The organism is Pseudomonas petrae, assembly GCF_021728295.1.
GTDB lineage: Bacteria > Pseudomonadota > Gammaproteobacteria > Pseudomonadales > Pseudomonadaceae > Aquipseudomonas > Aquipseudomonas petrae.
Map to the genome: position 1 here is coordinate 616,152 of NZ_JAKJXE010000001.1, position 25,736 is coordinate 641,887.

At 62.1% G+C, this 25,736-nt stretch carries 21 protein-coding genes; 11 read left to right on the forward strand and 10 right to left on the reverse strand.

All coding sequences use genetic code 11. The annotated features are described in order from the left end of the window. The first annotated feature begins 30 nt into the window (after positions 1 to 30). Both L4G42_RS02615 and L4G42_RS02620 read left to right on the forward strand, forming a co-directional pair. Positions 31 to 1,236 carry an aminotransferase class V-fold PLP-dependent enzyme gene (locus L4G42_RS02615; RefSeq protein ID WP_237251127.1) on the forward strand — a complete coding sequence of 402 codons (1,206 nt, stop codon included), beginning with the start codon at positions 31 to 33 and terminating at the stop codon, positions 1,234 to 1,236. Continuing rightward, on the forward strand, positions 1,233 to 1,637 hold the full coding sequence (locus L4G42_RS02620; protein ID WP_237251128.1) for a SufE family protein: 405 nt from the start codon (positions 1,233 to 1,235) through the stop codon (positions 1,635 to 1,637). The genes L4G42_RS02615 and L4G42_RS02620 overlap by 4 nt, the downstream gene beginning before the upstream one ends. A gap of 565 nt (positions 1,638 to 2,202) precedes the next feature. Here L4G42_RS02620 and tcdA read toward each other — a convergent pair. After that, a complete protein-coding gene (gene tcdA / locus L4G42_RS02625; RefSeq protein ID WP_237251129.1) occupies positions 2,203 to 3,021 on the reverse strand; it encodes a tRNA cyclic N6-threonylcarbamoyladenosine(37) synthase TcdA in 819 nt (272 codons plus the stop codon). 233 nt (positions 3,022 to 3,254) lie between these two features. Here tcdA and L4G42_RS02630 point away from each other — a divergent pair, with 233 nt between their 5' ends. The 7 genes from L4G42_RS02630 (at position 3,255) to L4G42_RS02660 (ending at position 12,118) form a co-directional block, all read left to right on the forward strand. After that, positions 3,255 to 5,843: a glycosyltransferase family 2 protein gene (locus L4G42_RS02630; protein ID WP_237251130.1), complete on the forward strand. Its 2,589-nt coding sequence runs from the start codon at positions 3,255 to 3,257 to the stop codon at positions 5,841 to 5,843. 105 nt (positions 5,844 to 5,948) lie between these two features. Continuing rightward, complete coding sequence (dapE, locus tag L4G42_RS02635) at positions 5,949 to 7,100, forward strand: succinyl-diaminopimelate desuccinylase (protein ID WP_237251131.1); 1,152 nt, start codon at positions 5,949 to 5,951, stop codon at positions 7,098 to 7,100. Then, complete coding sequence (locus tag L4G42_RS02640) at positions 7,100 to 7,909, forward strand: putative RNA methyltransferase (protein WP_237251132.1); 810 nt, start codon at positions 7,100 to 7,102, stop codon at positions 7,907 to 7,909. Before dapE ends, L4G42_RS02640 begins: the two co-directional genes overlap by 1 nt. A 65-nt stretch (positions 7,910 to 7,974) precedes the next feature. Further along, on the forward strand, positions 7,975 to 8,352 hold the full coding sequence (locus L4G42_RS02645) for a hypothetical protein (protein ID WP_237251133.1): 378 nt from the start codon (positions 7,975 to 7,977) through the stop codon (positions 8,350 to 8,352). A gap of 97 nt (positions 8,353 to 8,449) precedes the next feature. Beyond that, a complete protein-coding gene (gene plsB, locus L4G42_RS02650; RefSeq protein ID WP_237251134.1) occupies positions 8,450 to 10,942 on the forward strand; it encodes a glycerol-3-phosphate 1-O-acyltransferase PlsB in 2,493 nt (830 codons plus the stop codon). A 48-nt stretch (positions 10,943 to 10,990) separates the two neighbouring features. Further along, the gene (locus L4G42_RS02655) at positions 10,991 to 11,389 is read left to right on the forward strand and encodes a YbaY family lipoprotein (protein WP_237251135.1); all 399 of its coding nucleotides are present in this window, start codon (positions 10,991 to 10,993) and stop codon (positions 11,387 to 11,389) included. Between the two features lie 39 nt (positions 11,390 to 11,428). Next, positions 11,429 to 12,118, forward strand: coding sequence for a DUF4197 domain-containing protein (locus L4G42_RS02660; protein WP_237251136.1), 690 nt, complete (start codon positions 11,429 to 11,431; stop codon positions 12,116 to 12,118). Positions 12,119 to 12,250: 132 nt separating this feature from the next. Here L4G42_RS02660 and L4G42_RS02665 read toward each other — a convergent pair whose 3' ends face one another. Continuing rightward, on the reverse strand, positions 12,251 to 15,328 hold the full coding sequence (locus L4G42_RS02665; RefSeq protein ID WP_237251137.1) for an efflux RND transporter permease subunit: 3,078 nt from the start codon (positions 15,326 to 15,328) through the stop codon (positions 12,251 to 12,253). Between the two features lie 4 nt (positions 15,329 to 15,332). Then, complete coding sequence (locus L4G42_RS02670; RefSeq protein ID WP_237259167.1) at positions 15,333 to 16,445, reverse strand: efflux RND transporter periplasmic adaptor subunit; 1,113 nt, start codon at positions 16,443 to 16,445, stop codon at positions 15,333 to 15,335. A 106-nt stretch (positions 16,446 to 16,551) separates the two neighbouring features. Here L4G42_RS02670 and L4G42_RS02675 point away from each other — a divergent pair, with 106 nt between their 5' ends. Beyond that, a complete protein-coding gene (locus L4G42_RS02675) occupies positions 16,552 to 17,184 on the forward strand; it encodes a TetR/AcrR family transcriptional regulator C-terminal domain-containing protein (RefSeq protein ID WP_237251139.1) in 633 nt (210 codons plus the stop codon). Between the two features lie 315 nt (positions 17,185 to 17,499). On the opposite strand, the gene L4G42_RS02680 is transcribed toward L4G42_RS02675, so the two are convergent. Then, the gene (locus L4G42_RS02680) at positions 17,500 to 18,291 is read right to left on the reverse strand and encodes a class I SAM-dependent methyltransferase (RefSeq protein ID WP_237251140.1); all 792 of its coding nucleotides are present in this window, start codon (positions 18,289 to 18,291) and stop codon (positions 17,500 to 17,502) included. 98 nt (positions 18,292 to 18,389) lie between these two features. Between L4G42_RS02680 and L4G42_RS02685 the strand changes: the two genes are divergently transcribed. Next, positions 18,390 to 19,019, forward strand: a complete 630-nt coding sequence (locus L4G42_RS02685) for an energy transducer TonB (RefSeq protein ID WP_237251141.1) — start codon at positions 18,390 to 18,392, stop codon at positions 19,017 to 19,019. A gap of 24 nt (positions 19,020 to 19,043) precedes the next feature. Here L4G42_RS02685 and L4G42_RS02690 read toward each other — a convergent pair whose 3' ends face one another. From L4G42_RS02690 to ppc, 6 genes are all read right to left on the reverse strand, one after another. Further along, positions 19,044 to 19,742: an extensin-like domain-containing protein gene (locus L4G42_RS02690; RefSeq protein ID WP_237251142.1), complete on the reverse strand. Its 699-nt coding sequence runs from the start codon at positions 19,740 to 19,742 to the stop codon at positions 19,044 to 19,046. A 49-nt stretch (positions 19,743 to 19,791) separates the two neighbouring features. Beyond that, positions 19,792 to 20,664, reverse strand: coding sequence for a DUF72 domain-containing protein (locus L4G42_RS02695; protein ID WP_237251143.1), 873 nt, complete (start codon positions 20,662 to 20,664; stop codon positions 19,792 to 19,794). Next, a complete protein-coding gene (locus L4G42_RS02700) occupies positions 20,661 to 20,951 on the reverse strand; it encodes a hypothetical protein (RefSeq protein ID WP_237251273.1) in 291 nt (96 codons plus the stop codon). Before L4G42_RS02700 ends, L4G42_RS02695 begins: the two co-directional genes overlap by 4 nt. Positions 20,952 to 21,285: 334 nt before the next feature. Next, complete coding sequence (gene tsaB / locus L4G42_RS02705) at positions 21,286 to 21,960, reverse strand: tRNA (adenosine(37)-N6)-threonylcarbamoyltransferase complex dimerization subunit type 1 TsaB (protein ID WP_237251144.1); 675 nt, start codon at positions 21,958 to 21,960, stop codon at positions 21,286 to 21,288. 89 nt (positions 21,961 to 22,049) lie between these two features. Then, on the reverse strand, positions 22,050 to 22,697 hold the full coding sequence (gene adk / locus L4G42_RS02710) for an adenylate kinase (RefSeq protein WP_237251145.1): 648 nt from the start codon (positions 22,695 to 22,697) through the stop codon (positions 22,050 to 22,052). A 283-nt stretch (positions 22,698 to 22,980) separates the two neighbouring features. Next, on the reverse strand, positions 22,981 to 25,617 hold the full coding sequence (gene ppc, locus L4G42_RS02715; RefSeq protein ID WP_237251146.1) for a phosphoenolpyruvate carboxylase: 2,637 nt from the start codon (positions 25,615 to 25,617) through the stop codon (positions 22,981 to 22,983). Between the last annotated feature and the right edge of the window lie 119 nt (positions 25,618 to 25,736).

Here is a 25,736-nt window from a genome sequence, read left to right on the forward strand (position 1 = left end):
ACCGAACCCGCCTCAACGAGCGTGACTGACATGCCCCTCATTTCTCCCTGGCGCGCTGACTTTCCGGCCATCGACGCCCTGCAACGGCAAGGCCAGACCTACCTGGACAGCGCCGCCACCGCACAAAAACCCCAAGCCCTGATCGACGCCACGGTGCATTACTACGCCAACGGCGCGGCGAATGTGCATCGCGCCCAGCACCTGCCGGGCGCCATGGCGACTCAGGCCTTCGAGGACACGCGGCGCAAGGCCGGCGAATGGCTGAATGCCGGAGCGTGCGGGCAGATCGTTTTCACCCACGGCGCCACGTCCGCGTTCAACCTGCTCGCTTATGGTCTGGAGCATGAGTTTCAGGCCGGCGACGAGATTGTCATCAGCGCGCTGGAGCATCACGCCAATCTGTTGCCCTGGCAGCAACTGGCCCTGCGTCGCGACCTCAAGCTGGTGGTGCTGCCCATCACCGACGCCGGGGTGGTTGATGTGGACGCCGCCGCCGGGCTGATCACTTCACGCACCCGTTTGCTGGCGGTCAGTCAGTTGTCCAACGTGCTCGGCACCTGGCAACCGGTTCGGCAACTCGTAGCGCTGGCCCAGGCGAAGGGCGCACTGACGGTAATTGATGGCGCCCAAGGCGTCGTCCATGGCCGACACGATGTCCAGGACATCGGCTGCGACTTCTATGTGTTTTCCAGCCACAAGCTGTACGGCCCGGATGGCGTGGGCGTGCTGTTCGGGCGACACGACGCGCTGGCGCAGTTGCGGCACTGGCAGTTCGGCGGCGAGATGGTCCTGCAGACCGGTTACCAGACGGCGACGTTTCGTCCTGCTCCGCTGGGCTTCGAAGCAGGCACGCCGCCCATCAGCGCAGTGATCGGCCTCGGCGCGACCCTGGATTATCTCAACGACCTCAATCAGTCCGCTGTCGCCGAATACGAAGCGCGCCTGCATGAGCGGCTGCGCGCCGGACTGACGCTGCGCGACGGTGTGCACGTGCTGGGCGATCCCCACGTGGCGCTGGTGAGTTTCGTTGTCGAGGGCGTGCACAACGCCGATCTTGCACACCTGCTGACTGAGCAAGGCGTTGCCGTTCGCGCCGGTCACCACTGCGCCATCCCGTTGATCAGTGGTTTGGGCCTCTCCGGCGCAATCCGCGTGTCGCTGGGGTTGTACAACGATTCCGAGGACCTGGAGCGATTTTTCACCGCACTGGATCAGGCATTGGAGTTGTTGCGATGAGCCTGCCGACCGACGCGCACACGGCACTGGAAACCTTCAACGGGGCATTGAGCTGGGAGCAGCGCGCACGATTGTTGATGCAATGGGGCGACCGCCTGCCACCCATAAGCGACGATGAAAAGACCGACGAGCATCTGGTGGACGGCTGCGAGAGCAAGGTGTGGCTGGTGGGCGACGTTATCGACGGGCACTGGCAGTTCCGCGCCGCCAGTGACGCGCGCTTGATTCGGGGTCTGGTGGCGTTGCTGCTGGCGCGGGTTAATGGCCTGTCGCTGCAAGCGCTGCAGCAAGTGGATCTGGTTGAGTGGTTCACGCAGCTGGGATTGAGTCGTCAGCTGTCGTCATCCCGGAGCAATGGGCTGAATGCGGTGTTGCAGAAGATGCGGCAGATCGCATCGTAGGATTTCTCCGTGGTCCAGACGCCGCGCCGTCACCCACCAAACACAAAACCCGTGGGAGTGACCGGGATGGCGCTCCACCTTGCTCGCCGAAAGCGATGTTTCGGTCGACATCTTCTTTTCAGATCCAGCGCGTTCGCCAGCAAGCCGGCTCCTACGGATTTTGTGTAGCCCGAAGATTGTGTGCGTTGCCGAGAGCCAATGTAGGAGCGCGCTTGCCCGCGAACGGGGTGGGTCTGTTGGGATTGATGGCACAGGCAGATCGCATTCGCGGGCAAGCGCGCTCCTACAGTTGATCGTGGTTCACCGAATATCCGCGTTGGACGCAAGACCTGTGGAAGCGAGCTTGCTCGCGAAGGCGTCGTGTCAGAAACATCGATGGCGACTGACACACCGCAATCGCGGGCAAGCGCGCTCCTACAGGGTTTGCGGCTGAATCGATCTCTGGGTTAGACCCCGATCGAATTGTAGGAGCGCGCTTGCCCGCGAAGAGGCCGGCGCATCCGCTAAATATTCAGCCGTTGAAATGCAGTCTTCGTGAGGAAGCATGCTCCCACATCCTCTGCCGTCAGTCCGTTGGCTGTGCTTTGGCCCGCTCCGACGGCCGTCGCACGCCGGCGACGATTTTGTCCACGGCCTTGGTGGCGGCAACCATCCCGAACGTGGCCGTCACCATCATCACCGCGCCAAAACCACCCGCGCAGTCCAGCTTAACGCCATCGCCGACGAAGCTTTTCTGCAGGCAAATGCTGCCGTCCGGCTTGGGGTAACGCAGTTGCTCGGTGGAGAACACGCACGGCACACTGTAATGGCGAGTGACCGTGCGGGAAAAACCGTAGTCGCGGCGCAGGGTCGAACGCACCTTGGAAGCCAGCGGATCGTTGAACGTGCGGTTGAGGTCGCAGACCTGAATCAGGGTCGGGTCGATCTGCCCACCCGCGCCACCGGTGGTGATGATCTGGATCTTGCGGCGTTTGCACCAGGCGATCAGCGCGGCCTTGGCGTTGACGCTGTCGATGCAATCGAGCACGCAGTCGATGTCCGGCGTGATGTATTCGGCCATGGTTTCGCGGGTGACGAAGTCGGCGACGGCATGAACGACGCAATCGGGGTTGATCTCCCGCAAACGGTCGGCCATGACGTCGACCTTGGCGCGGCCAACGGTGCTGCTCAGCGCATGCAACTGGCGGTTGCTGTTGCTGACGCACACGTCGTCCAGATCAAACAGGGAAATCTCGCCCACGCCACAGCGCGCCATGGCTTCCGCCGCCCAGGAACCCACGCCGCCGATGCCGACCACCGCCACATGGGCCGCGCGCAGGCGTTCCAGGCCCTCAATGCCGTACAGGCGGGCGACGCCAGCGAAACGCGGATCTTCTGTGCTCATGACCAATACCCCAAAAAACCGGCGCGCATTATAGGCCTTGCCAGCGATTCGCAAAGCGCTGAGTTGCGGTCGTTTGGTCTGAAAGTCACCTCTTTCCCGGCAAGCCCGAAGAGAACAGGCAAGTGCCCTACATACGTGGCCGAACAGAACTTCAACACATGTCGGTTGCCAAAGTTTCGGCCCGCTGTACCCTGTCACTCCTCCCCGTTCCCCTCTTGGAACCTGAAGCATCTATGTCATCGCGTAAATTTGGACTCAACCTCGTGGTCGTCGTGGCGATCGCCGCGCTGTTTACCGGCTTCTGGGCGCTGATCAACCGCCCCGTCACCGCCCCCAACTGGCCTGAGCAGATCTCCGGCTTCTCCTATTCGCCTTTCCGGCTGGGACAGAATCCACAGAAGGATCTCTACCCGTCCGACGAAGAAATGCGTCAGGACCTGGAGCTGATGAGCAAGCAGACGGACAACATCCGTATCTACTCGGTGGACGGCACGCTCAAGGACATCCCCAAGCTGGCGGAGGAGTTCGGCCTGCGGGTGACTCTCGGTATCTGGATCAGCCCGGACCTGGAGCGCAACGAGCGCGAAATCACCACGGCGATCGAGCTGGCGAACACGATGCGCAGTGTGGTTCGCGTGGTGGTCGGCAACGAAGCGCTGTACCGCGAAGAGATCAAACCCAAGGACCTGATGGCCGCCCTCGACCGCGTGCGCGCCGCCGTCAAAGTCCCGGTGACCACGTCCGAGCAGTGGCATATCTGGGAGAAGTACCCGGAACTGGCCAAGCACGTTGACCTGATCGCCGCGCACATCCTGCCGTACTGGGAATACATCCCGATGGATAAAGCCGGGCAGTACGTGCTCGACCGCGCCCGCGAACTGAAACGCATGTTCCCGAAAAAGCCGCTGCTGCTCTCTGAAGTCGGCTGGCCGAGCAATGGCCACATGCGCGGCGGTGCGGACGCCACCCAGGCGGATCAGGCGGTTTACCTGCGCACGCTGGTCAACAAGCTCAACCGTCAGGGCTTCAACTACTTCGTGATCGAGGCCTTCGATCAGCCGTGGAAAGCCAGCGACGAAGGCTCGGTCGGCGCGTATTGGGGCGTGTATAACGCCGCCCGCCAGCAGAAATTCAATTTCGAAGGCCCGGTCGTGGCGATCCCGCAGTGGCGCGTATTGGCGATCGGCTCGGCGGTATTGGCGATGCTTGCCCTCGCCTTGCTGCTGATTGATGGCTCGGCGCTGCGTCAGCGTGGCCGGACATTCCTGACCTTTATCGCCTTCTTGTGCGGCTCGGTTCTGGTCTGGATCGGCTACGACTACAGCCAGCAATACAGCACCTGGTTCAGTCTGCTCGTCGGATTTTTACTGGCGCTGGGCGCGTTCGGCGTCTTTATCGTGCTGTTGACCGAGGCACACGAACTGGCCGAAGCGGTGTGGACGCACAAGCGCCGCCGCGAATTCCTGCCCGTTGAAGGGGATTCGGCCTACAGACCGAAAGTCTCGATCCATGTGCCCTGCTACAACGAGCCGCCGGAGATGGTCAAACAGACCCTCAACGCACTGGCCGCGCTGGATTACCCGGATTTCGAAGTGTTGCTGATCGACAACAACACCAAGGACCCCGCCGTGTGGGAGCCGGTCAAGGCCCACTGCGAGATGCTCGGCCCGCGCTTCAAGTTTTTCCACGTCGCACCCCTGGCCGGTTTCAAGGGCGGCGCCCTGAACTACCTGATCCCGCACACCGCGCCGGACGCCGAAGTGATTGCCGTGATCGACTCGGACTACTGCGTCGACCGCAACTGGCTCAAGCACATGGTCCCGCACTTCGCCGATCCGAAAATCGCCGTGGTGCAGTCGCCGCAGGACTATCGCGATCAGCACGAAAGTGCGTTCAAGAAACTCTGCTACTCCGAATACAAAGGCTTCTTCTACATCGGCATGGTCACCCGCAACGACCGCGACGCGATCATTCAGCACGGCACCATGACCATGACCCGTCGCTCGGTGCTTGAGGAGCTTGGCTGGGCGGACTGGTGCATCTGCGAAGACGCCGAACTGGGCCTGCGCGTGTTCGAAAAAGGCTATTCGGCGGCGTACGCGCACAACAGCTTCGGCAAGGGGCTGATGCCCGACACCTTCATCGACTTCAAGAAGCAGCGTTTTCGCTGGGCCTATGGCGCGATTCAGATCATCAAGCGTCACGCCGCCAGCCTGCTGCGTGGCAAGGACACCGAGCTGACCCGCGGCCAGCGTTATCACTTCCTCGCGGGCTGGCTGCCCTGGGTGGCCGATGGCATGAACATCTTCTTCACGGTCGGCGCATTGCTCTGGTCATCGGCGATGATCATCGTGCCCAACCGTGTTGATCCGCCGCTGCTGATTTTCGCGATCCCCCCGCTGGCGCTGTTTTTCTTCAAGGTCGGCAAGATCATCTTCCTGTACCGTCGCGCCGTTGGCGTGAACCTCACGGACGCGTTCTATGCGGCGCTCGCGGGGCTGGCGCTGTCTCACACCATCGCCAAAGCGGTGCTGTACGGGTTCTTTACCACCAGCATCCCGTTCTTCCGCACCCCGAAAAACGCCGAAAGCCATGGCTTGCTGGTGGCAATTTCCGAGGCCCGCGAAGAGCTGTTCATCATGCTGATGCTGTGGGGCGCTGCGCTGGGCATCTGTCTGGTGCAGGGTCTGCCGAGCAACGACATGCGCTTCTGGGTAACGATGCTGCTGGTGCAATCGCTGCCGTATCTGGCGGCACTGATCATGGCGTTTCTGTCTTCACTGCCGAAACCGAAACCAACGGAAGAACCCGCTACCGCCTGAAACAATGGGGCGCTGTACTAAACGGCGGCCTTCGGGTCGCCGTTTTGCTTTAAGCTATTCGCCGGTTTATCGCCTTGCCTTCAACTCAATATCTGCGGACCTTTCATGACAGCCCCAGCCGACCTCTCGCCCACGCTGCAACTCGCCTGCGACCTGATCCGTCGCCCATCCGTCACGCCACTGGACGCCGACTGCCAGGCCGTGATGATGAAACGCCTGAGCGATGCCGGTTTTGCCCTGGAGCCCATGCGCATTCAGGATGTGGATAATTTCTGGGCGACCCATGGCAGTCAGGACGGTCCGGTGTTGTGCTTCGCGGGTCATACAGACGTGGTGCCGACCGGTCCGGTCCAGGCCTGGCAAAATGATCCGTTCAGCGCGCTGATCGACGAAGACGGCATGCTCTGCGGCCGTGGCGCGGCAGACATGAAAGGCAGTCTGGCGTCAATGATTGTCGCCACCGAGCGTTTCGTCGCCGATCACCCGAACCACAAGGGCAAAGTGTCCTACCTGATCACCAGCGATGAAGAAGGCCCGGCCCACCACGGCACCAAAGCAGTGGTCGAGCGCCTGGCGGCACGCAATGAGCGGCTCGACTGGTGCATCGTCGGCGAGCCTTCAAGCACAACACTGGTGGGCGACGTCGTGAAAAACGGCCGTCGCGGTTCACTGGGCGCCACGCTTACCGTCAAGGGCATTCAGGGCCATGTCGCCTACCCGCATCTGGCCAAGAACCCTATTCATCTGGCAGCACCTGCGCTGGCTGAGCTGGCCGCCGAGCACTGGGACAACGGCAATGATTTCTTCCCGCCCACCAGCTTCCAGATTTCCAACCTGAATTCCGGCACCGGCGCCACCAACGTGATCCCGGGGGATCTGGTGGCGGTGTTCAATTTCCGCTTCTCCACCGAATCCACCGTCGAAGGCCTTAAGCAGCGCGTTGCCGCTATTCTCGACAAGCACGACCTGGACTGGCACGTGGAATGGGCGCTGTCCGGCCTGCCGTTCCTTACCGAACCGGGCGCGCTGCTGGACGCGGTGTCGGCGAGCATCAAGCACGTCACCGGCCGCGACACCCGTGCTTCAACCAGCGGCGGCACGTCGGACGGTCGCTTCATCGCCACCCTCGGCACACAAGTGGTCGAACTCGGGCCGGTCAACGCGACGATCCATCAGGTCAACGAACGCATCCTCGCCAGCGACCTCGACGTGCTGACCGAGATCTACTACCAGACCCTGGTCAAGTTGCTCGCCTGATGCTGACTTGCCCGATCTGTTCCGCACCGCTCGATTCAGCGGACAACGGTGTTGTGTGCCCGGCCGGGCACCGCTTCGACCGCGCCCGTCAGGGCTACCTGAACCTGCTGCCCGTGCAGCACAAGAACAGCCGCGACCCCGGCGACAATCAGGCGATGGTCGAGGCCCGCCGCGACTTCCTTAACGCCGGGCATTACGCACCGGTGGCGAAACGGCTGGCCGAACTGGCTGCCGAGCGCGCCCCCGGACACTGGGTCGACATCGGGTGCGGCGAGGGTTATTACACCGCGCAGATCGCCCAGGCCCTGCCCGACGCCGACGGCTATGCGCTGGACATCTCCCGCGAAGCGGTGAAGCGGGCCTGCAAACGCGACCCGAACATCACGTGGTTGATCGCCAGCATGGCGCGCGTGCCACTGCCGGATGCGAGCATGCAGTTTATCGCCAGCGTGTTCAGCCCGCTGGACTGGGCGGAGGCCAAGCGGCTGCTGTCGCCGGGCGGCGGCCTGATGCGTGTAGGACCGACCAACGATCACCTGATGGAGTTGCGTCAGCGCCTGTACGACGAAGTCCGCGATTACAGCGATGACAAGCACCTTGCGCTGGTGCCCGAGGGCATGAGCCTGCAGCACAGTGAAACCCTGCGCTTTACCCTGACACTGGTGGACGGCCAGGCCCGCGCCAATCTGCTGGCCATGACGCCCCACGGCTGGCGCGCCAGTGCCGAACGCCGCGCGAACGTGATCGATCAGGCCGAGCCGTTCGAGGTCACAGTGTCCATGCGCTACGATTATTTCGTCCTGAATTGATGGCTTGAAACACCCGAACAGACTGAATCCGCGAGTGGATTTTCCAGAACAACCAAGAGGCATCCATGCGCCAACCCGATATCGAGATTTACCTGAAAGACGCTGACGTCGACCACAAGGCAATCACCGCCTGGCTGACCACCGACATCGGCCCTTGCACCGAATGGACGCAGAAAGGCCAGACCTGGAAATGCCGGGCGGGCGATGTGCCCGTCACCTGGATTCCCAAGGCCGTCGGTAAATGGAACAGCCTGTGCCTGGACAGCGACAAAACCCCGTGGGAAGACGATATCGCCTGCGCCCGCGCCGCCTTCGCCGCTCTGAAAGTCGAAGTACGTTGCGCGCCAGGGACCTGGGTCGAGGAAGAGAGTGACGCCGAAGCCGATCAATGGATTCGCATCAGCGTTGATGGTGAAGAAGAAATCACCTGGCATACCTCCTGAGACGTCATCCTGACGGGCACCCCCGCCGCTTTGCCCATCCCCACCAGATACGGCAAACTGGCGGCCTCGCGGGCGTCGCCCCTCTCAGCAGAATTCTATGACCCGTTCTCCGTTTCGCCGTCTTGTATTCGGCACCGTGCGCCGCCTGCTTTACCTGTGGGTGCGCTCGGAGACGATCAACCAGTCGTCTTTCACCCTCAATCTCGACCGCAGCCGCCCGGTTTTCTATGCGCTGCAAAACCCTTCGATGAGCGATCTTGCCGTCCTCGACACCGAGTGCCGCAAGGCCGGTCTGCCGCGCCCGGTGCTGTCCGTGGCCGTTGGCAATCTGACCGAGCCGGCCGCGTTTTTCTACCTGACGCCCGAGCCTGACTGGCTGGGGCGCCACGACAAACGCGGCGCGCCACCGACCCTTGAACGTCTGGTCAGCGCGGTCACGCAAAATGCCACCGAGGACGCGCAGATCATTCCGGTCAGCGTGTTCTGGGGCCAGTCCCCGGACAAGGAAGACAGCCCGTGGAAACTGCTGTTTGCTGACAGTTGGGCGGTGACCGGGCGTCTGCGTCGCTTCGTGACCATTCTGATCCTGGGCCGCAAGACCCGCGTGCAGTTCTCCGCGCCGGTTCATCTGCGTGAGCTGGTCGATCAGAACAAGGGGTACGAGCGCACGGTGCGCATGGCTCAACGCCTGCTGCGCGTTCACTTCCGCAACTTGAAAACCTCCGTGATCGGCCCGGACCTTTCGCACCGTCGTCATCTGGTCAAAGGGCTGGTGGCGGATCCGCTGGTCAGGCAGGCCATTCTCGACGAGGCCGCCCGGGAGAAAATCACCGAAGCCAAGGCCCGGGAAAAAGCCCTGCACTACGGCAACGAGATCGCCTCGGACTACACCTACACTGCCATCCGGTTTCTGGAAGTGGTGCTGAGCTGGTTCTGGAACAAGATTTACGACGGCATCAAGGTCAGTCATCTGGAGGGCGTGCAGAACGTCGCTCAGGGCAACGAGATCATCTATGTGCCGTGCCACCGCAGCCACATCGACTACCTGCTGCTGTCATACCTGCTGTTTCGCAACGGTCTGACTCCCCCGCATATCGCCGCTGGCATCAACCTCAACATGCCGGTCATCGGCGGCCTGTTGCGGCGCGGAGGCGCGTTTTTCATGCGCCGCACGTTCAAGGGCAATCCGCTGTACACCGCGGTGTTCAACGAATACCTGCACACCCTGTTCACCAAAGGTTTCCCGGTGGAGTACTTCGTCGAAGGCGGACGTTCGCGCACCGGGCGCATGTTGCAGCCGAAGACCGGAATGCTGGCGATCACCTTGCGCAGTTTCCTGCGCAATTCGCGCATGCCCATCGTGTTTGTGCCGGTGTACATCGGCTACGAACGCGTGCTGGAAGGCCGGACTTACCTGGGTGAGCTGCGCGGTGCGGCGAAAAAGAAAGAGTCGATCTTCGACATTTTCAAAGTCATCGGCGCGCTGAAGCAGCGCTTTGGCCAAGTCTCGGTCAACTTCGGTGAGCCGATCAAGCTGACCGAGTTTCTCGACCATGAGCAGCCGGACTGGCGCACCCAAGAGCTGGGCCCGGTGTTCAAACCGGCCTGGCTCAACGAGACCACCCACCGTCTGGGCGAACGCGTGGCCCGCCATCTGAACGAAGCGGCGGCGATCAATCCGGTGAATCTGGTGGCGCTGGCGTTGCTGTCGACGGCCAAACACGCGCTGGACGATCAAGCCCTGGCGCGGGTGCTCGATCTGTACCTGACGCTGCTGCGCACCGTGCCCTACTCGCCCCATACCACGCTGCCGGACGGCGATGGCCGGGCGCTGATCGAGCACGTCAAGGGCATGAACCTGCTCTCGGAACTCAGCGATGCGCTGGGCAAGATTCTGTACCTGGACGAGCAGAATGCCGTCCTGATGACGTACTACCGCAACAACGTGCTGCACATTTTCGCGCTGCCCTCGTTGCTGGCCTGCTTCTTCCAGAGCTCGTCACGCATGAGCCGCGAGCAGATTCTGCGGTATACGCGGGCGCTTTATCCGTACCTGCAATCGGAGCTGTTCATCCGCTGGTCGCTGGACGATCTGGATGACGTCATCGATCAGTGGCTGGCGGCGTTTGTTGAACAGGGCCTGCTGCGTTTCGAGAACGGCGTGTACCTGCGCCCGGCGCCGAGCTCGCGGGCTTTTGTACTGCTGACAGTGCTGTCGCGGGCGATTGCCCAGACCTTGCAGCGTTTCTACATGGCGATTTCCCTGCTGCTCAACAGCGGTCAGCACACGCTCAGCGCCGAAGGGCTTGAGGAGTTGTGCACGACGATGGCCCAGCGGCTGTCGATCCTGCACGGCTTGAACGCGCCGGAGTTTTTCGACAAGAGCCTGTTCCGGCATTTCATTCAGACGCTGCTGGATCAGGGCGTCCTGCGCACCGACGCCGCCGGCAAATTGAGCTATCACGATATGTTGGGGGATCTGGCGGAAGGCGCCGCCAAGCGCGTATTGCCAGCGGAAATCAGGCTGTCGATCCGCCAGGTGGCGTTGCATCGCAGCGATGAAGTCGTCGGGGCCGCGCCGATCGCCTAAGCAACGATGCGCGCCCTAACCAACGTTTCAACTGACAAGGAAAAGCACATGAAACACATCCTGCTCACCCTCATGGCCACCGTACTGGCCGCTTGCGCCCATGCGCCGGACAACCTGCCGGGCTCGGTGGATGGCGAGGTGTTTTACCTGCAGCGCATGGCGCTTCCGCCAACCGCTACGCTGAAGGTCACGCTGCAGGACGTGACGCTGGCCGACGCGCCCGCCCAGATTCTCGCCAGTCAGAACGGCCCGATCAAAGGCCAGGTGCCGCTGCCGTTCCATCTGACCTACGATCAGAAGCAGGTCCAGCCGGGGCACATCTATTCGGTCAGCGCGCGCATCGAAGCGGACGGCAAGCTGCTGATGATCAGCACCGAACGCTACACGGTGGACCTGACCCTGGACGAAAAACCGCCCGTCAAAATTCGTTTGAGCCCTGCCCGTTAATCGGGCGTGCATCACAGACCGCTGAAAAGGACATTACCCATGTTGCGTCGCTCTCTTTCGTTCACTGGCGTATGCGCCGGCCTGCTGTTGTCGGCCAGTGCCTTCGCGTTGTCGCTCAATGACCTGTCGCAATCGGACGCCACCGGCGGGCTGAAGGATGCCCTGACCCAGGGCGCGCAAGTCGCCGTCAAGCAACTGGGCGTACCGGGTGGGTTCAGCAACAACAAGGATGTGCGCATCGAACTGCCCGGCAACCTGGGCAAGGTTGCCAAGAAGATGAAGCAGTTCGGCATGGGCGCGCAGGTCGATCAGCTGGAAACCAGCATGAACCAGGCGGCTGAAGCAGCGATGCCCCAGGCGCAGACGTTGCTGGTCGATGCCGTGAAAAAGATGAGCGTGTCGGACGCCAAGGCCATTCTCAGTGGCGGCAAGGACTCGGCCACCCAGTACCTGAGCACCTCCAGCCGCGAGCAGATCCGCGCCAAGTTCCTGCCCATCATCAAACAGGCCACTGACAAGGTCGGCCTGGCGCAGAAATACAACGCTTTCGCCGGTCAGGCCGCGACCATGGGCGTGCTGGACGCGAAAAGCTCCAATATCGAGGGCTACGTCACCGAGAAGGCGTTGAACGGCCTGTTCGAAATGATCGCCAAGCAGGAAGAAAACATCCGCGCCAACCCGGCAGCGGCGGCGACGGGTCTGGCGAAGAAGGTATTCGGCGCATTGTGACATGACCTGCCACCTGTAGGAGCGCGCTTGCCCGCGAAGGGTGTGTCAGTGGCAAACATGGCACAGACACACCGCAATCGCGGGCAAGCGCGCTCCCACGCCTTCGGCAGAATCAAGCGCAACGAGCCTCAATCATGGCACTACTTCATCCTTTTTCACCCTGAACCACGCCGCATACAGCGCGGGCAGGAACAGCAGGGTGAGTGCGGTGGCGACAATCAAGCCGCCCATGATGGCGACGGCCATTGGCCCGAAAAACACGCTTCGTGACAGCGGAATCATTGCCAGCACCGCCGCCAGCGCGGTGAGCACGATGGGCCTGAAGCGCCGCACCGTCGCTTCGATGATCGCTTGCCAGCGATCCAGGCCTGCAGCGATGTCCTGCTCGATCTGATCAACCAGAATCACCGAATTACGCATGATCATCCCCGACAGCGCGATGGTGCCCAACATCGCCACGAAGCCGAACGGCTGATTGAACAGCAGCAGAAACAGCGTCACACCGATCAGCCCCAGGGGCGCCGTGAGAAACACCATGAACGTGCGTGAGAAACTGCGCAGCTGGATCATCAGCAAGGTCAGCACCACCACGATGAACAGCGGCACCCCGGCGTTCACCGAGTTCTGCCCGCGGGCCGAGTCCTCCACCGTGCCGCCCACTTCGAGCAAGTACCCGTCGGGCAACTGCGCGCGCACGTCTTCCAGCGTCGGCAGAATCTGTTTCACCAGCGTCGCCGGTTGCTCTTTGCCGTAGATATCGGCGCGCACCGTCACGTTCGGCAAGCGGTTGCGGTGCCAGATGATGCCCTCCTCAAAGCCGTATTCCAGCGTCGCCACCTGGGACAGCGCGACACTGCCGCCGTTGTTGGTCGGCACCGACAGGCTGGCGAGGCTGCCCAGCTCATGCCGTTCCTGCTCCGTGCCGCGCAAGAGGATTTCTATCAGCTCGTCGTCCTCGCGGTACTGGCTCACGCTCGACCCGGTCAGCTGGCTCTGCAAAAAGCGCGACAGGTCCGCAGTGGTCACGCCCAGCGCCCTGGCCCTGTCCTGATCCACATTCAGGTAGATGACTTTGCTCGGTTCTTCCCAGTCCAGATGCACATTGACCACATGGGGGTTTTCCCTGACCTTCGCCGCCACCTTGCGGGCCAGCGCACGCACCTCGTCGATGTGCTCGCCGGTCACGCGGAACTGCACCGGATAACCCACGGGCGGGCCGTTTTCCAGCCGCGTGACGCGAGGCCGCAGCATCGGGAATTGTTCATCGAGCGTCTGGATCAGCCAGGTGCGCAGCGCTTCCCGATCCTCGATGGTTTTCGCCAGGACGACGAACTGGGCAAAGCTTGCCGCAGGCAATTGCTGATCCAGCGGCAGGTAAAACCGGGGTGAGCCGGTGCCGACATAGGCCACGTAATTATCGACGCCGGCGTGGTCCCTGATCATCGCCTCCAGCCGCTTGACCTGCTCGGCCGTACTGCTCAGCGAGGCACCCTCGGCGAGCTTCAGATCAACCATCAACTCCAGCCGGCCGGACGCCGGGAAGAACTGCTGGGGCACGAAGCGGAACATGAAAATCGACAGGGCGAACAGCGCAATCGTCAGCACGATGACCGTCTTGCGGCGGCGCACGCACCAACCCACCAATCCGCGAACACGGCGGTAGAACGGCGTGCCGTATGGGTCAGGCGCATGGGCTCCGGTGCCGTGCTTGGCCGCATGGATCTTCGCCAGATCCGGCAACAGCCGCGCGCCCAGATACGGCACGAACACCACGGCGGCAATCCACGAGGCGATCAGCGCAATGGTCACCACCTGAAAGATCGAGCGGGTGTACTCCCCGGTACTCGACTGCGCGGTGGCGATGGGCAGGAAACCTGCTGCGGTGATCAGCGTACCGGTCAGCATCGGGAACGCCGTGCTGGTCCAGGCGAAGCTGGCGGCCTTCAGCCGGTCGTAACCCTGCTCCATTTTGATGGCCATCATTTCCACGGCGATGATCGCGTCGTCCACCAACAAGCCCAACGCCAGCACCAGCGCGCCGAGGGAGATCTTGTGCAGGCCGATGCCGAGGTAGTACATGCAGGCGAAAGTCATCGCCAGCACCAGCGGAATCGCCAGCGCCACCACCATCCCGGTGCGCACGCCGAGGGAGAAAAAGCTCACCAGCAGCACGATGCCCAACGCCTCGGCGAGCACCTGCACGAACTCGCCGACGCTGGTTTTCACTGCCGCAGGCTGGTCCGAGACTTTGCGCAGCTGCATGCCGGCCGGAAGATTGTTCTGCAAACGCGCGAACTCCCCCTCCAGCGCGCGGCCCAGCACCAGAATGTCGCCGCCGTCTTTCATGGCGACGGCGAGCCCGATGGCGTCCTGACCCATGAAGCGCATCTGCGGCGCGGGCGGGTCGTTGAAGCCACGGCGCACATCGGCCAGATCGCTGATGCGGAATGTGCGGTCACCCACGCGGATCGGGAAGCTGCGGATCTCGTCGACGGTCTGAAAACGCCCTGTCACACGCAGTTGAACGCGCTCGCTGGGTGTCTCGAAAAAGCTCGCCGCCACCACCGCGTTCTGGGCTTCCAGTGCCTGCTGCACCGATTGCATCGGCAGGCCAAGGGTGGCGAGCTTGACGTTGGAGAGTTCGATCCAGATCTTCTCGTCCTGCAGACCGAGCAGCTCGACCTTGCCGACGTCCTTGACCCGCTGCAGCTGGATCTGGATGCGGTCGGCGTAGTCCTTGAGCACCGCGTAGTCGAAACCCTCTCCCGTGAGCGCGTAGATATTGCCGAACGTGGTGCCGAATTCGTCGTTGAAGAACGGGCCCTGCACACCGGTCGGAAGGTTCTGACGGATGTCGCTGATCTTCTTGCGGATCTGATACCAGAGTTCTGGCAGCCGGGCGGACACCAGCGAGTCCCGGGCGACAAACGTGACTTGGGATTCGCCGGGGCGCGAGAACGAGACAATGCGCTCGTAATCACCGGTCTCCATCAGCTTTTTCTCGATGCGGTCGGTGACTTGCCGGGACACTTCTTCGGCACTTGCGCCCGGCCAAAGCGTGCGAATGACCATGGCTTTGAAGGTGAAAGGCGGATCCTCACTCTGGCCCAGTTTGGTGTAGGAAAGCGCACCGACTGCGGCCAGCAGAATCATGAGATACAGGACCATCTGCCGATTACGCAGCGCCCATTCGGAAAGATTGAAACGCATCCCGCTACTCCTTCGCCGCCAGCTTGACCGCCCGATTACTGCGGTCGACCGGGCGCACCTGCTCGCCCTCGTGCAGCACGTGCACGCCCGCCGCGACGACCCAGTCGCTGGCCTGCAAGCCGCTAAGCACCGGCACCGTTTCCTGGCCGTAGGCGCCGACCTGCACCGGCGTGCGTTTCAGGGTGGAGTCACTTTGCAGACGCCAGACGTAGGTCACGCCGTTTTCGGCTGTCAGCGCCGACAGCGGCACGGACAACCGCACGGCGTGTTCGGACTGGATGTAGACCCGGGCGCTCTGGCCCAGCTCAGCCGGGACTTTCCCGCCGGCGAAGGCAATGCGCGCAGCGAAGGTGCGCGAACGCGGATCGGCAACCGGCGACAACTCACGGATGCGGCCCGGGAAACGCTGCTCGCGCTGGGTCCAGAGTTCGACCGAGACCGGGTCGCCGATCTTGAAGCGGCCGTAATTCTGCTCCGGGAGGCTGATCGAAACTTCGCGCTCACCATCGGCCGCCAGGGTGAAGACGGTTTGCCCGGCAGCCACCACTTGACCGACTTCCACCAGTCGTCTGGCGATGACCCCCTCCTGCGACGCACGAAGCACGGCGTAGCCGGTCTGATTGTCGGCGACGGTCAATTCAGCCTTGAGCTGTCTAAGACGGGCGTCTGCGGCGCGGTAGGTGTTTTCGGTATTGTCGTACAGCGACTTGCTGACCATCTGCCGGTCCATCAGCGTTTTGTAACGGTCGCGCTCGGAGCGGACCGTCTGCAGGTTGGCTTCGGCGGCCGTCACTTGCGCGCGGGCAGCATCCTGTTGCGAGCGCACGTCCTGGGCGTCGAGCTCGGCCAGCGGTTGATTGAACTTGACCCGCTCGCCTTCTTCAACCAGACGCTTGCTAACCTTGCCGGGAATGCGGAAAGCGAGTTCCGGTTCGAAGCGGGCGCGAACTTCGCCCGGATAGCTGTCCATGGACTGGGCAGACGGCAGCGGTTGCACCACCATGGCGGGCCGCACTGCGGCGGTCACCGGTGCCTTTTGCCGACAACCGGCAAGTGCGGCGATCAAACCGACCGGCAGCGCAAGGAGCTGGGCACGGAGCAGGGCATCGCGGAGCATGATGAGGCACCTTGGCAGGAGAGCTTTGAATAATTGTACCGGCGAGTATATTTAAAATTACCGAACTGAACAGTCCACTAATCACACGAAGATGCCCGACGACGCCATGACCGACTCGACCTCCCCCGCCGGACCCGGCCGACCCAAGGATCTGGCCAAGCGCCAGGCTATTCTCGAAGCCGCCAAAAACCTGTTCGTCCGCAACGGTTACGCCAACACCAGCATGGACGTCGTTGCCGCTGAAGCCGGGGTCTCCAAGCTCACGGTCTATAGCCACTTCACCGACAAGGAGACACTGTTTTCCTGCGCAGTGGTCGCGCGTTGCGAGGAGCAGGTGCCAGAATTATTCGTGGATGTGCCGGTTGATGAGCCCGTTGAAAAAGTATTGCTGGGTATTGCCAGAGGGTTTCAGACGCTGATCAACAGCCCTGAGTCCATCGACTTGCATCGCTTGATGATTGCTGTGGGGACTCAAGGCTCGACGCTATCGCAGGTGTTTTTCGAAGCGGGACCGCAGCGCATCCTGCATGAGATGGAGCGGTTTCTGACCAAACTGAACGGCACGAACGGCCTGCACTTCGAATCGCCCGTCAACGCAGCGGGGCACTTTTTGAGTTTGGTGAAGGGCGTGTGCAATTTCAGGCTACTCATCGGCACCGGCGAGCTGCCGGATGAGAAGGCCGCCGAGGACCATGTGGGGGAAGTGGTAGCGCTGTTTTTGAAGGCGTATCGGGTTTAAAGCTGGCGGTCAGTGCCCGCGCACATCGGCCTCTTCCCGGCTGAAGCCGGTCCCACTGAAAGCATCGCGTGCATCCATGGACAGTGGCGCCGGCCTCCATTGTGGGACCGGCTTTAGCCGGGAAAGCATTGACTGTGGCACCGCAGAATGTAGCTACCGGTCGATCAACGAGGCTCTTGCATCGGTTATCTCCGGCTACGGCTCTGGTCAGGGCATAACGCCGATGAGCGCACACCTGAAACGGTGGCGTGTCAGGCATCGGCACAGCAGATGACTGCGCCGACAATTGCCAGGTTCAGGTTTACCGGATGACTGTCACAAGCCCGTGCCTTTCAACGCCTTCTTCGGGTAAATGTCATAGCGGCTGGATTTGCCGTCCAGCGCGTAGGAAGGCTTGGCCCCTTCGATGCTCGGTGCCTTGCGCGGGCGTTTGACCACAACACGATGGCTGGCCAGCGCCAGGGCCGCTTCCAGCAACGCCGGGGCGTCCATGTCGTCGCCCACCAGTGGCCGGAACAGGCGCATTTCCTTCTTCACCAGCGCGGTTTTCTCGCGATGGGGAAACATCGGATCAAGGTAAATGACCTGGGGTGGCTCGCCTTCCCAGTGACGAATCAGCTCGATGGAGTTGCCGGTCAACAGGCGCATCTGCGCGATGATCCCGCCCACGTCCAGATCCCTCGCCCCGCGCGCCAGGCCGTCTTCGAGCAGCGCGGCGATGATCGGCTGTCGCTCGATCAGGCTCACTTCGCACCCCAGACTCGCCAGCACAAACGCATCTTTGCCCAGCCCCGCCGTGGCATCCAGCACCCGAGGGCGCACGCCCGGCTGAATGCCCACGGCCTTGGCAATCATCTGCCCGCTGCCACCGCCAAACAGACGCCGATGGGCCGCCTTGCCTTCGATGAAGTCCACACGCACCGGGCCCGGCGCGTCGTCACCCAGTTGCTGCAATTGCAGGCCGTCCTCGGCCACTTGCAGGGCGAAATCCGCGTCGGCGTCGGCCAGCGGCAAACCCAGTCTCTGTGCCCACTGCGCTGCGGTTTCCTGCCCGTCGGGGGTCAGGCTGTCGACCCGAATGCGGCTGCCCGCGTGCTGCTCAGTCATTGTCTCTACGCGCTCAAATATTCTTAATGATTGGCAATGGCTGCCGATAACAAAAGTATCCGGCATTTTGCCAGACCCACGGCATGTACTGAGCGCTTATGTCAGACATTCAGCAAACCTCCTCGATAGGCTATTTGACGTACGCAGGCGACTACAGCGTACGCAATACCCAAACCCTGGGCGGCACTACGCAGCTCTGGCAGGATGCGTTTGCCCGTGCGATGGCTCAGCAGGTCGATGACAACGCTGGCGCCACCCCGGAATACAGCGCCGTCGCCACGACGGACAACCTGACCGGCGAGCCGATTGCCGGTGCCACCGCGCTGGACAAGATCGTCGAGCAACGTGAATGCTCGGTTCAGGACAAGGAAATCGCGCCGCCGGAGCCATTGTTTCTGCCGATCGCCGAATTCGAATGGGATCTGGCCGACAAGCCCGCCAAGCCGTTCACGGCAATGGAAATGATCGAGCAACAACGCAACCTCAAATTCGACGACACCTGGGTCCGCCCAACCGTCCTCAACCCCTACGATGACAGCGTTGAACCAGGCCCGGGCCCTCAGCCTCGCCCACTGTTCCTGCCAATTGCCGAATTCGAATGGGACCTGGCCGACAAGCCCGCGACGCCATTTAGTGCCGACGAGATGACCGAACAACAGCGTCATCTGGCCTTTGATAATGGTTGGGCGCGCCCGATCGTGCTGCAGAATCTTCGTATCGCTGCCTGAGACTGATCTCGCGTTTGACACGCCTCAGCGACACACCCGCCAGCGTCCCATGTCCAGATGAAAGTGGTTGCGGTGTGCGGCGTTGTAGTCCGGGCTCAGCACCGTGTTGAATTGCTGGCAGGCGCCATCCCTCACCAATCGCAGAAAACGCCCCTCGTCGCCGTTGTCTTTCCAGTCCTTGAGCACCGAAATCCTGCGCCCGTCGGCCAGTCGAAACCCGGCGATGTCCAGCGCGTTGGCTGTGGCGTGCTGGCTCAGGCGGCCTTCACTGCGGTTGTAGATGTTGCGGCAGGCGAAGCTGCCAAGGTGATCGACTTGCGTGACCTTTTGCCCGAACACCGCCTGGGCCGCAGGCTGCAACTGGTGAATATCGAACAGCGCATACGCCACGGCCAGGCGACAACTGGACAGAAAACTGCTGCTCAGCGCGACGTCGCCACCCTGGATACGCAGCGTGTTGGTGAGCGGGCATTTGGCGTCGGCAGCGCTGTCGGCCTGGTGCGTGTAGCGCAGGGTCGACGTTTGCAGCGCGGCCTCGCACAACGCCGGATCCTCCTGCAATCGCCAGAGCTTGAAAGGCGTAATGAGGTTGGGCTCATCCCGCACATTCAGCGGGGCCCACGGGTTCCAGCGGTCAGCGACAGGCAACCAGCCACGCCAGATCGACACCGCGACCGCCGCACTGATCAAAACCAGTAGAAGAAAGAAGGTCGAGCCGCGCATGCAGGAAGGTTCTCGTCTGACGGAGGGATGAGTCCACCCTATCTCGACCTCAGAGGAGCCCGAGTTGCTCCACCTGTCGACCGCGATCCAGCTGCGGCAGATCGGGCAACCCCGGCAGCAAGGTCATCAACTGATGGTGAAAACGACGGGCCAGTTGGGGCGAGGCGATGTTGTCAGGCGTGTGCAGGAACACCGAAGGCGTGCGCCCCTCCTCGATCCAGCCGGCTACCTTTTCCGCCCACTGCACGATGAAGCCTTCGTTGATCTCCTCATCCGGCCCGCCGATGAAGCGCACCTGCGGAAAGGACGTCAGCGCCGCCGGACGCGGGGGCACTTTGGGCTTCTTCGATTGCGCGTGAAGGACGGCAGGGTCACTGGAGACGCAACTGAACAACGGCCGGGAATCCAGACAGATCCGCTCCACGCCCCGGTCGAGCAACAGACGGTTGAGCTGACGCTCGTCCTCGCCCTTGCTGAAAAACGCCATGTTGCGCACTTCCACCGCCAACGGTCGGCCTTCCAGTGCATCAATGAAAGCGGCCAGCTCATTCAGCCGATGGGGACCGAAACTGGCCGACAGCTGCAGCCACAGCGGTTGAAGTCTCGCCCCCAGTGGCGCAAGCAGTTTCAGGAAATCCTCTACCGCGCCCGGGTGGTCGCGCAGGTCGCCGGCATGGCTGATGTCACGGGGGATCTTGGCGGTGAAGCGGAAATGCTCGGGTAAAGCGTCCGCCCAGCGCTGAACGATCTCCGGCTTGGGCCGTGCGTAAAACGTAGTGTTGCCCTCGACGGCGTTGAAGACCTGCGCATACAACCCGAGTAAATCCAGGTCTGGGGCATCCGGCGGGTACAGCGACTCACGCCAGGCTTTTTCGCTCCAGGACGGGCAACCGATGTAGTAAGGCGGGTCAGCGAGGTTCAAACGTGGAGGTCGAGCCCGGAGACTTCGAGGTCCCAGTCGACGAAGGTCGAGGTCATCAGATAGCTGCTGAGCGCGTGGGCGACGCGGGTGCTCATGGCACGGGGGAAAATAATATCTTGCTGACGCGCGGGCACGTTTGCGGTGGTGCCGGTCTGGCGACGGGCCACTTGCGGGTTCACCTCGATCTCGTCGTTCACTTCCTCAAACGTACCGTCCACCGACACAGAATCCCTGCGTGGCTTGCGCTTGATCGGGTATGAACGTGGTGAAGGACCGGTGATTCGCATCATGCTTACTCGGCGTTTGATAGTGGCAATTTAATCTCACAGCTGGCTGTTAAGCAAACATGCGAACGATAACTAGACCACACTTATTGCGAAATGTTTAAAGCACCCTGAATTTTATGCAGATTTGTCGCCGAACGGTCACGTGCAGTGTGATCCACTCCGCAGATCCGACGTACTACCACGTATTAATGGCCCGGCGGATGCCAGCAATCTGTAGGAGCCGGCTTGCTGGCGAACGCAATTCAACCGGTCACTGCAGTGGTGCTGGACGGCCCAGGTTCGCCAGCAAGCCGGCTCCTGCAGGTTCGCGAAGGGCCGGATTATAGGTTGATCCTCAACGCGCCTTTGGCGTCGCCACTTTGTCGCGCAGGTAAACCGGTTGGGCGTCGTCGGCAACGATGGCTTCGCCACGGTGCCAGGCGAAAGTGCCAAGGGTCAGCAGGTCCTGTGCGTGAGGCAAGAGCGTGGCGTCCTGTGCACCGACACTTGCGGCAATGCGCTCGGCATAACCCCAGCCTGTGCCCGCGCCGAACCAGGCGCCCGTTGCAGCGCTCGGCAAGGCAGCCATTTCGGGTGGCATGACGGCCTCTTCACCCGCCAGCTTCATCTCCCCCGCCACTTCGCGGTAGCAACCCCAATAGACTTCGTCCATCCGCGCGTCGATGGCGGCCGCGACCTGAGTGGCGCCCTGCTCACGATAGGCCCGTTGCGCCAGCGCCGCGAGGTTGGAGACAGGCAGCACCGGCCTGTCCAGACCGAAGGCCAACCCCTGAACCACACCGATGGCGATGCGCACGCCGGTGAAAGCGCCCGGCCCACGGCCGAAGGCGATGGCGTCCAGCGCCGACAGGCCGATGCCCGCCTCGGCCAGCAGGTCCTTGATCATTGGCAGGAGTTTTTGCGCGTGCAGGCGCGGGATCACCTCGTAGTGAGTCAGCACTTTGCCGTCATGCAGCAAAGCGACTGAGCAGGCTTCAGTGGCGGTGTCCAGGGCCAGCAAGGTGGTCATCGGGGTTTCCATCGTTGTGCGAAAAAGTGCCGCATTATAAACAACAACGACCCGCAAGCGGGCCGTTGTTCAATGCCTTGAGACGCGAATCAGCTCAGTGCTTCAAGCACCTTGGCGGTGATCTGTTCGACAGTGCCCACGCCTTCGATGTGGCTGCACTTTGGCGTGCCGTCCTGAGCCTGCAGTTTGGTGTAGAACTCAACCAGCGGCTTGGTCTGGGAATGGTAGACAGACAGGCGATGGCGAACAGTGGCTTCGACGTCATCCTTGCGCTGAACCAGTGGCTCGCCGGTGACGTCGTCCACGCCTTCAACCTTGGGCGGGTTGTAAAGGGTGTGATAAACGCGACCGGAGCCTTCATGAACGCGGCGACCGGAGATGCGCTTGACGATCTCTTCGTCATCGACCTTGATCTCGATGACGTGATCGATGGCCAGGCCGGCTTTCTTCAGGGCTTCAGCCTGAGGAATGGTGCGCGGGAAGCCGTCGAACAGGCAACCGCCAGCGCAATCGGGCTCGGACAGACGATCCTTGATCAGGCCGATGATCAGGTCATCGGAGACCAGACCGCCGCTGTCCATGACGCTTTTGGCTTTCAGGCCCAGCTCGGTACCGGCCTTGACCGCAGCGCGCAGCATGTCGCCGGTGGAAATCTGCGGAATGTTGAATTTCTCAGTGATGAACTTTGCCTGAGTACCTTTGCCGGCCCCGGGAGCTCCCAGCAGAATCACGCGCATTGTTGTGCTCCTCAAATTTTTATAGAGATATCGTCGGATTCGCCTAAATGGGGCCAATCGCAAAATTTTACTGACCCAACGGCCAAAGGCTGATCAAGATACACAGCCGATTCATACCGCACAAGACGCCGAAAGTCGCAGTAACCCGCGAAAAACCAGTAGCTTGGCATCGATCTGCGCAAGGGTGAGACCTCGTGCAACTGGGTGACGCCGCACCGCTCACGACGCTCAAGGCGCGGCCGAATGAAAGGGGTCGTGTTCATTCGGCCGGGTCGCCTGCCCGTCAGCCGGTGTTACGCAATCCGGCGGCGATGCCTGCAACAGACACCAGCAGCGCCTGCACCAGCGGACTGTCCAGACTCGCCTCTTGCTGACGGGAGCGCGCCAGCAACTCCGCCTGCAATAAATGAAGAGGGTCGAGGTAGGTGTTGCGCAGGCTGATGAACTTCAGCGTTTCAGGGCTGTGGGCCAGCAGCCGGGACTGGCCCGTCAGGCCGAGCACCACGTCACACGCCTGCGACAATAGGCCGCGCAAATGCGTCCCCAAATGCAGCAGTTTCGGCTCCACCAGTCGTTCGTCGTACAGCTGGGCGATGTCGCTGTCGGCCTTTGCCAGCACCATTTCCAGCATGTCGATGCGGGTGCGGAAGAACGGCCATTGCTCACGCATCTCGGCGAGCAGATCACCCTGACCGCGCTCCAGCGCCTTGCTCAACGCGTTTTCCCAGCCCAGCCAGGCGGGCAGCATGAGGCGAGTCTGAGTCCAGGCGAAAATCCACGGAATCGCGCGCAGGCTTTCTACCCCGCCTTCGCGGCGCTTGGCCGGACGGCTGCCCAGTGGCAAGCGGCCCAGCTCCTGTTCCGGCGTGGCCTGGCGGAAATATTCGACGAACTCCGGGTCTTCCCGAACCACGGCGCGATAGGCTTTCACGCCGTCTTCCGCCAGTTCGTCCATCACCTGACGCCAGGCCGGTTGCGGCATCGGCGGCGGTTGCAATGTGGCTTCCAGCACAGCAGCCAGATACAGATTGAGGTTCTGTTCAGCGATGTCCGGCAGGCCGAACTTGAAGCGGATCATCTCGCCCTGTTCGGTGGTGCGGAAACGCCCCGCCACCGAGCCCGGCGGCTGCGAGAGAATCGCCGCGTGTGCAGGGCCGCCGCCACGACCGACCGTACCCCCGCGACCGTGGAACAACAGCAGCTCGACCTGCTGCGCGCGGCAGATCTCAACCAGTTTTTCCTGGGCCCGGTATTGCGCCCAGGCCGCAGCGGTCGTGCCGGCGTCTTTGGCCGAATCCGAGTAGCCGATCATGACTTCCTGCGGACCTTCCAGGCTTCGACGGTAGGCAGGAATGCTCAACAGCTGCTCGATCACCGGGCCGGCGTTGTCCAGGTCGGCAAGGGTTTCGAACAGCGGGACCACGCGCATGGATCGCTGCAGCCCGGCTTCTTTCAATAACAGTTGAACGGTGAGCACATCCGAGGCCGCGCCGGCCATGGAAATCACGTAGGAACCCAGCGATGCCGCCGGCGCTGCCGCCACCTCACGGCAGGTTGCCAGTACTTCGGCGGTGTCCGCTTCAGGGCTGAAATACGCGGGCAGCAGCGGCCGTTTGTTGTCCAGTTCTCGCAGCAGGAAGTCGATGCGCGCCGGCTCATCCCACTCGTCATAGCGGCCGAGCCCGAGGTATTCAGTGATCTCGCTCATGGCCGAACTGTGCCGCGTGGAATCCTGACGCACGTCGAGCTTCACCAGAAACAGGCCGAAGGTCACCGCTCGACGTAGACAGTCGAGCAACGGGCCATCGGCGATCACGCCCATGCCGCATTCATGCAGCGAGTCAAAACACAGTTGCAGCGGCTCAAGCAGCTCGCGGTTTTCGTGCAACACCTCTTCCGGCGCGACCTGGGTGACACTCAGTGACGCGTGGGCCCAATTGCGCGTGGCCCGAAGCCGCTCACGCAGTTGTTTCAGGACGCTGCGGTAAGGCTCGGCGCTCTCGCCTGCAGCTTCCATCAGCGCAGGGCTGGCTTGCTGCATCGACAGTTCGGCCGCCAGTTGATCGACGTCGCGCAGGTACAAGTCAGCGGCCATCCAACGCGCCAGTAGCAGCACTTCACGGGTGACAGCAGCGGTGACGTTGGGGTTGCCGTCGCGGTCGCCGCCCATCCAGGAAGCAAAGCGGATCGGCGCCGATTCCAGCGGCAGGTGCAGGCCGGTCGCGTCGTGCAGCGCCTGATCGGCCTTGCGCAGGTAGTTGGGAATCGCTTGCCACAGGGAGTTTTCAATGACCGCAAAACCCCACTTCGCCTCATCGACGGGCGTAGGACGGACGCGGCGGATTTCTTCGGTGTGCCACGCCTCGGCAATCAGTCGCTGCAGCCGCTCGGAGATCTGCTCACGCTCGTGGCGATTCAGATCACGATGATCGAGCGCGGCCAGTTGCGCAGCGATGGCGTCGTACTTCTGGATCAGCGTGCGCCGCGCGACTTCGGTCGGGTGCGCGGTCAATACCAGTTCGATTTCCAGCGTGGTCAATTGCTGCGCCAGCGCCTCGGGTGTCTGCCCGGCCTGCTTCAGGCGTTCCAGCAGTTCGGGGAGCACGCGGGATTCAAACGGCTGCGGCTTGCCGTCATCGCGACGATGGATCAGCTGATATTGCTCGGCGATGTTCGCCAGATTGAGGAATTGGTTGAACGCACGTGCAACTGGCAGCAATTCGTCCTCACCCAGGTCTTCAAGACTGGAGCTAAGCTGCTCGGTGCCCTGGGTCGACGCGTGGCGGTCAGCCTTCGCGCTTTTACGGATGCGCTCGATCTTCTCGAGAAAATCAGCGCCGTGCTGATCACGAATGGTGTTGCCCAACAGCTCACCCAGCAGGTGAACGTTCTCGCGCAATCGTGCATCGATATCAGCCATCCAGCCCTCTCCTTCAGCTTTATTGTTTTTACCGGCGAGTCCTTGCAGGGGTCCATTCGCTGCTGCCGAACGGAACGCCCTGCGGGGTTTCGTTTCTATTGGTGTGTATAGAGCGACAA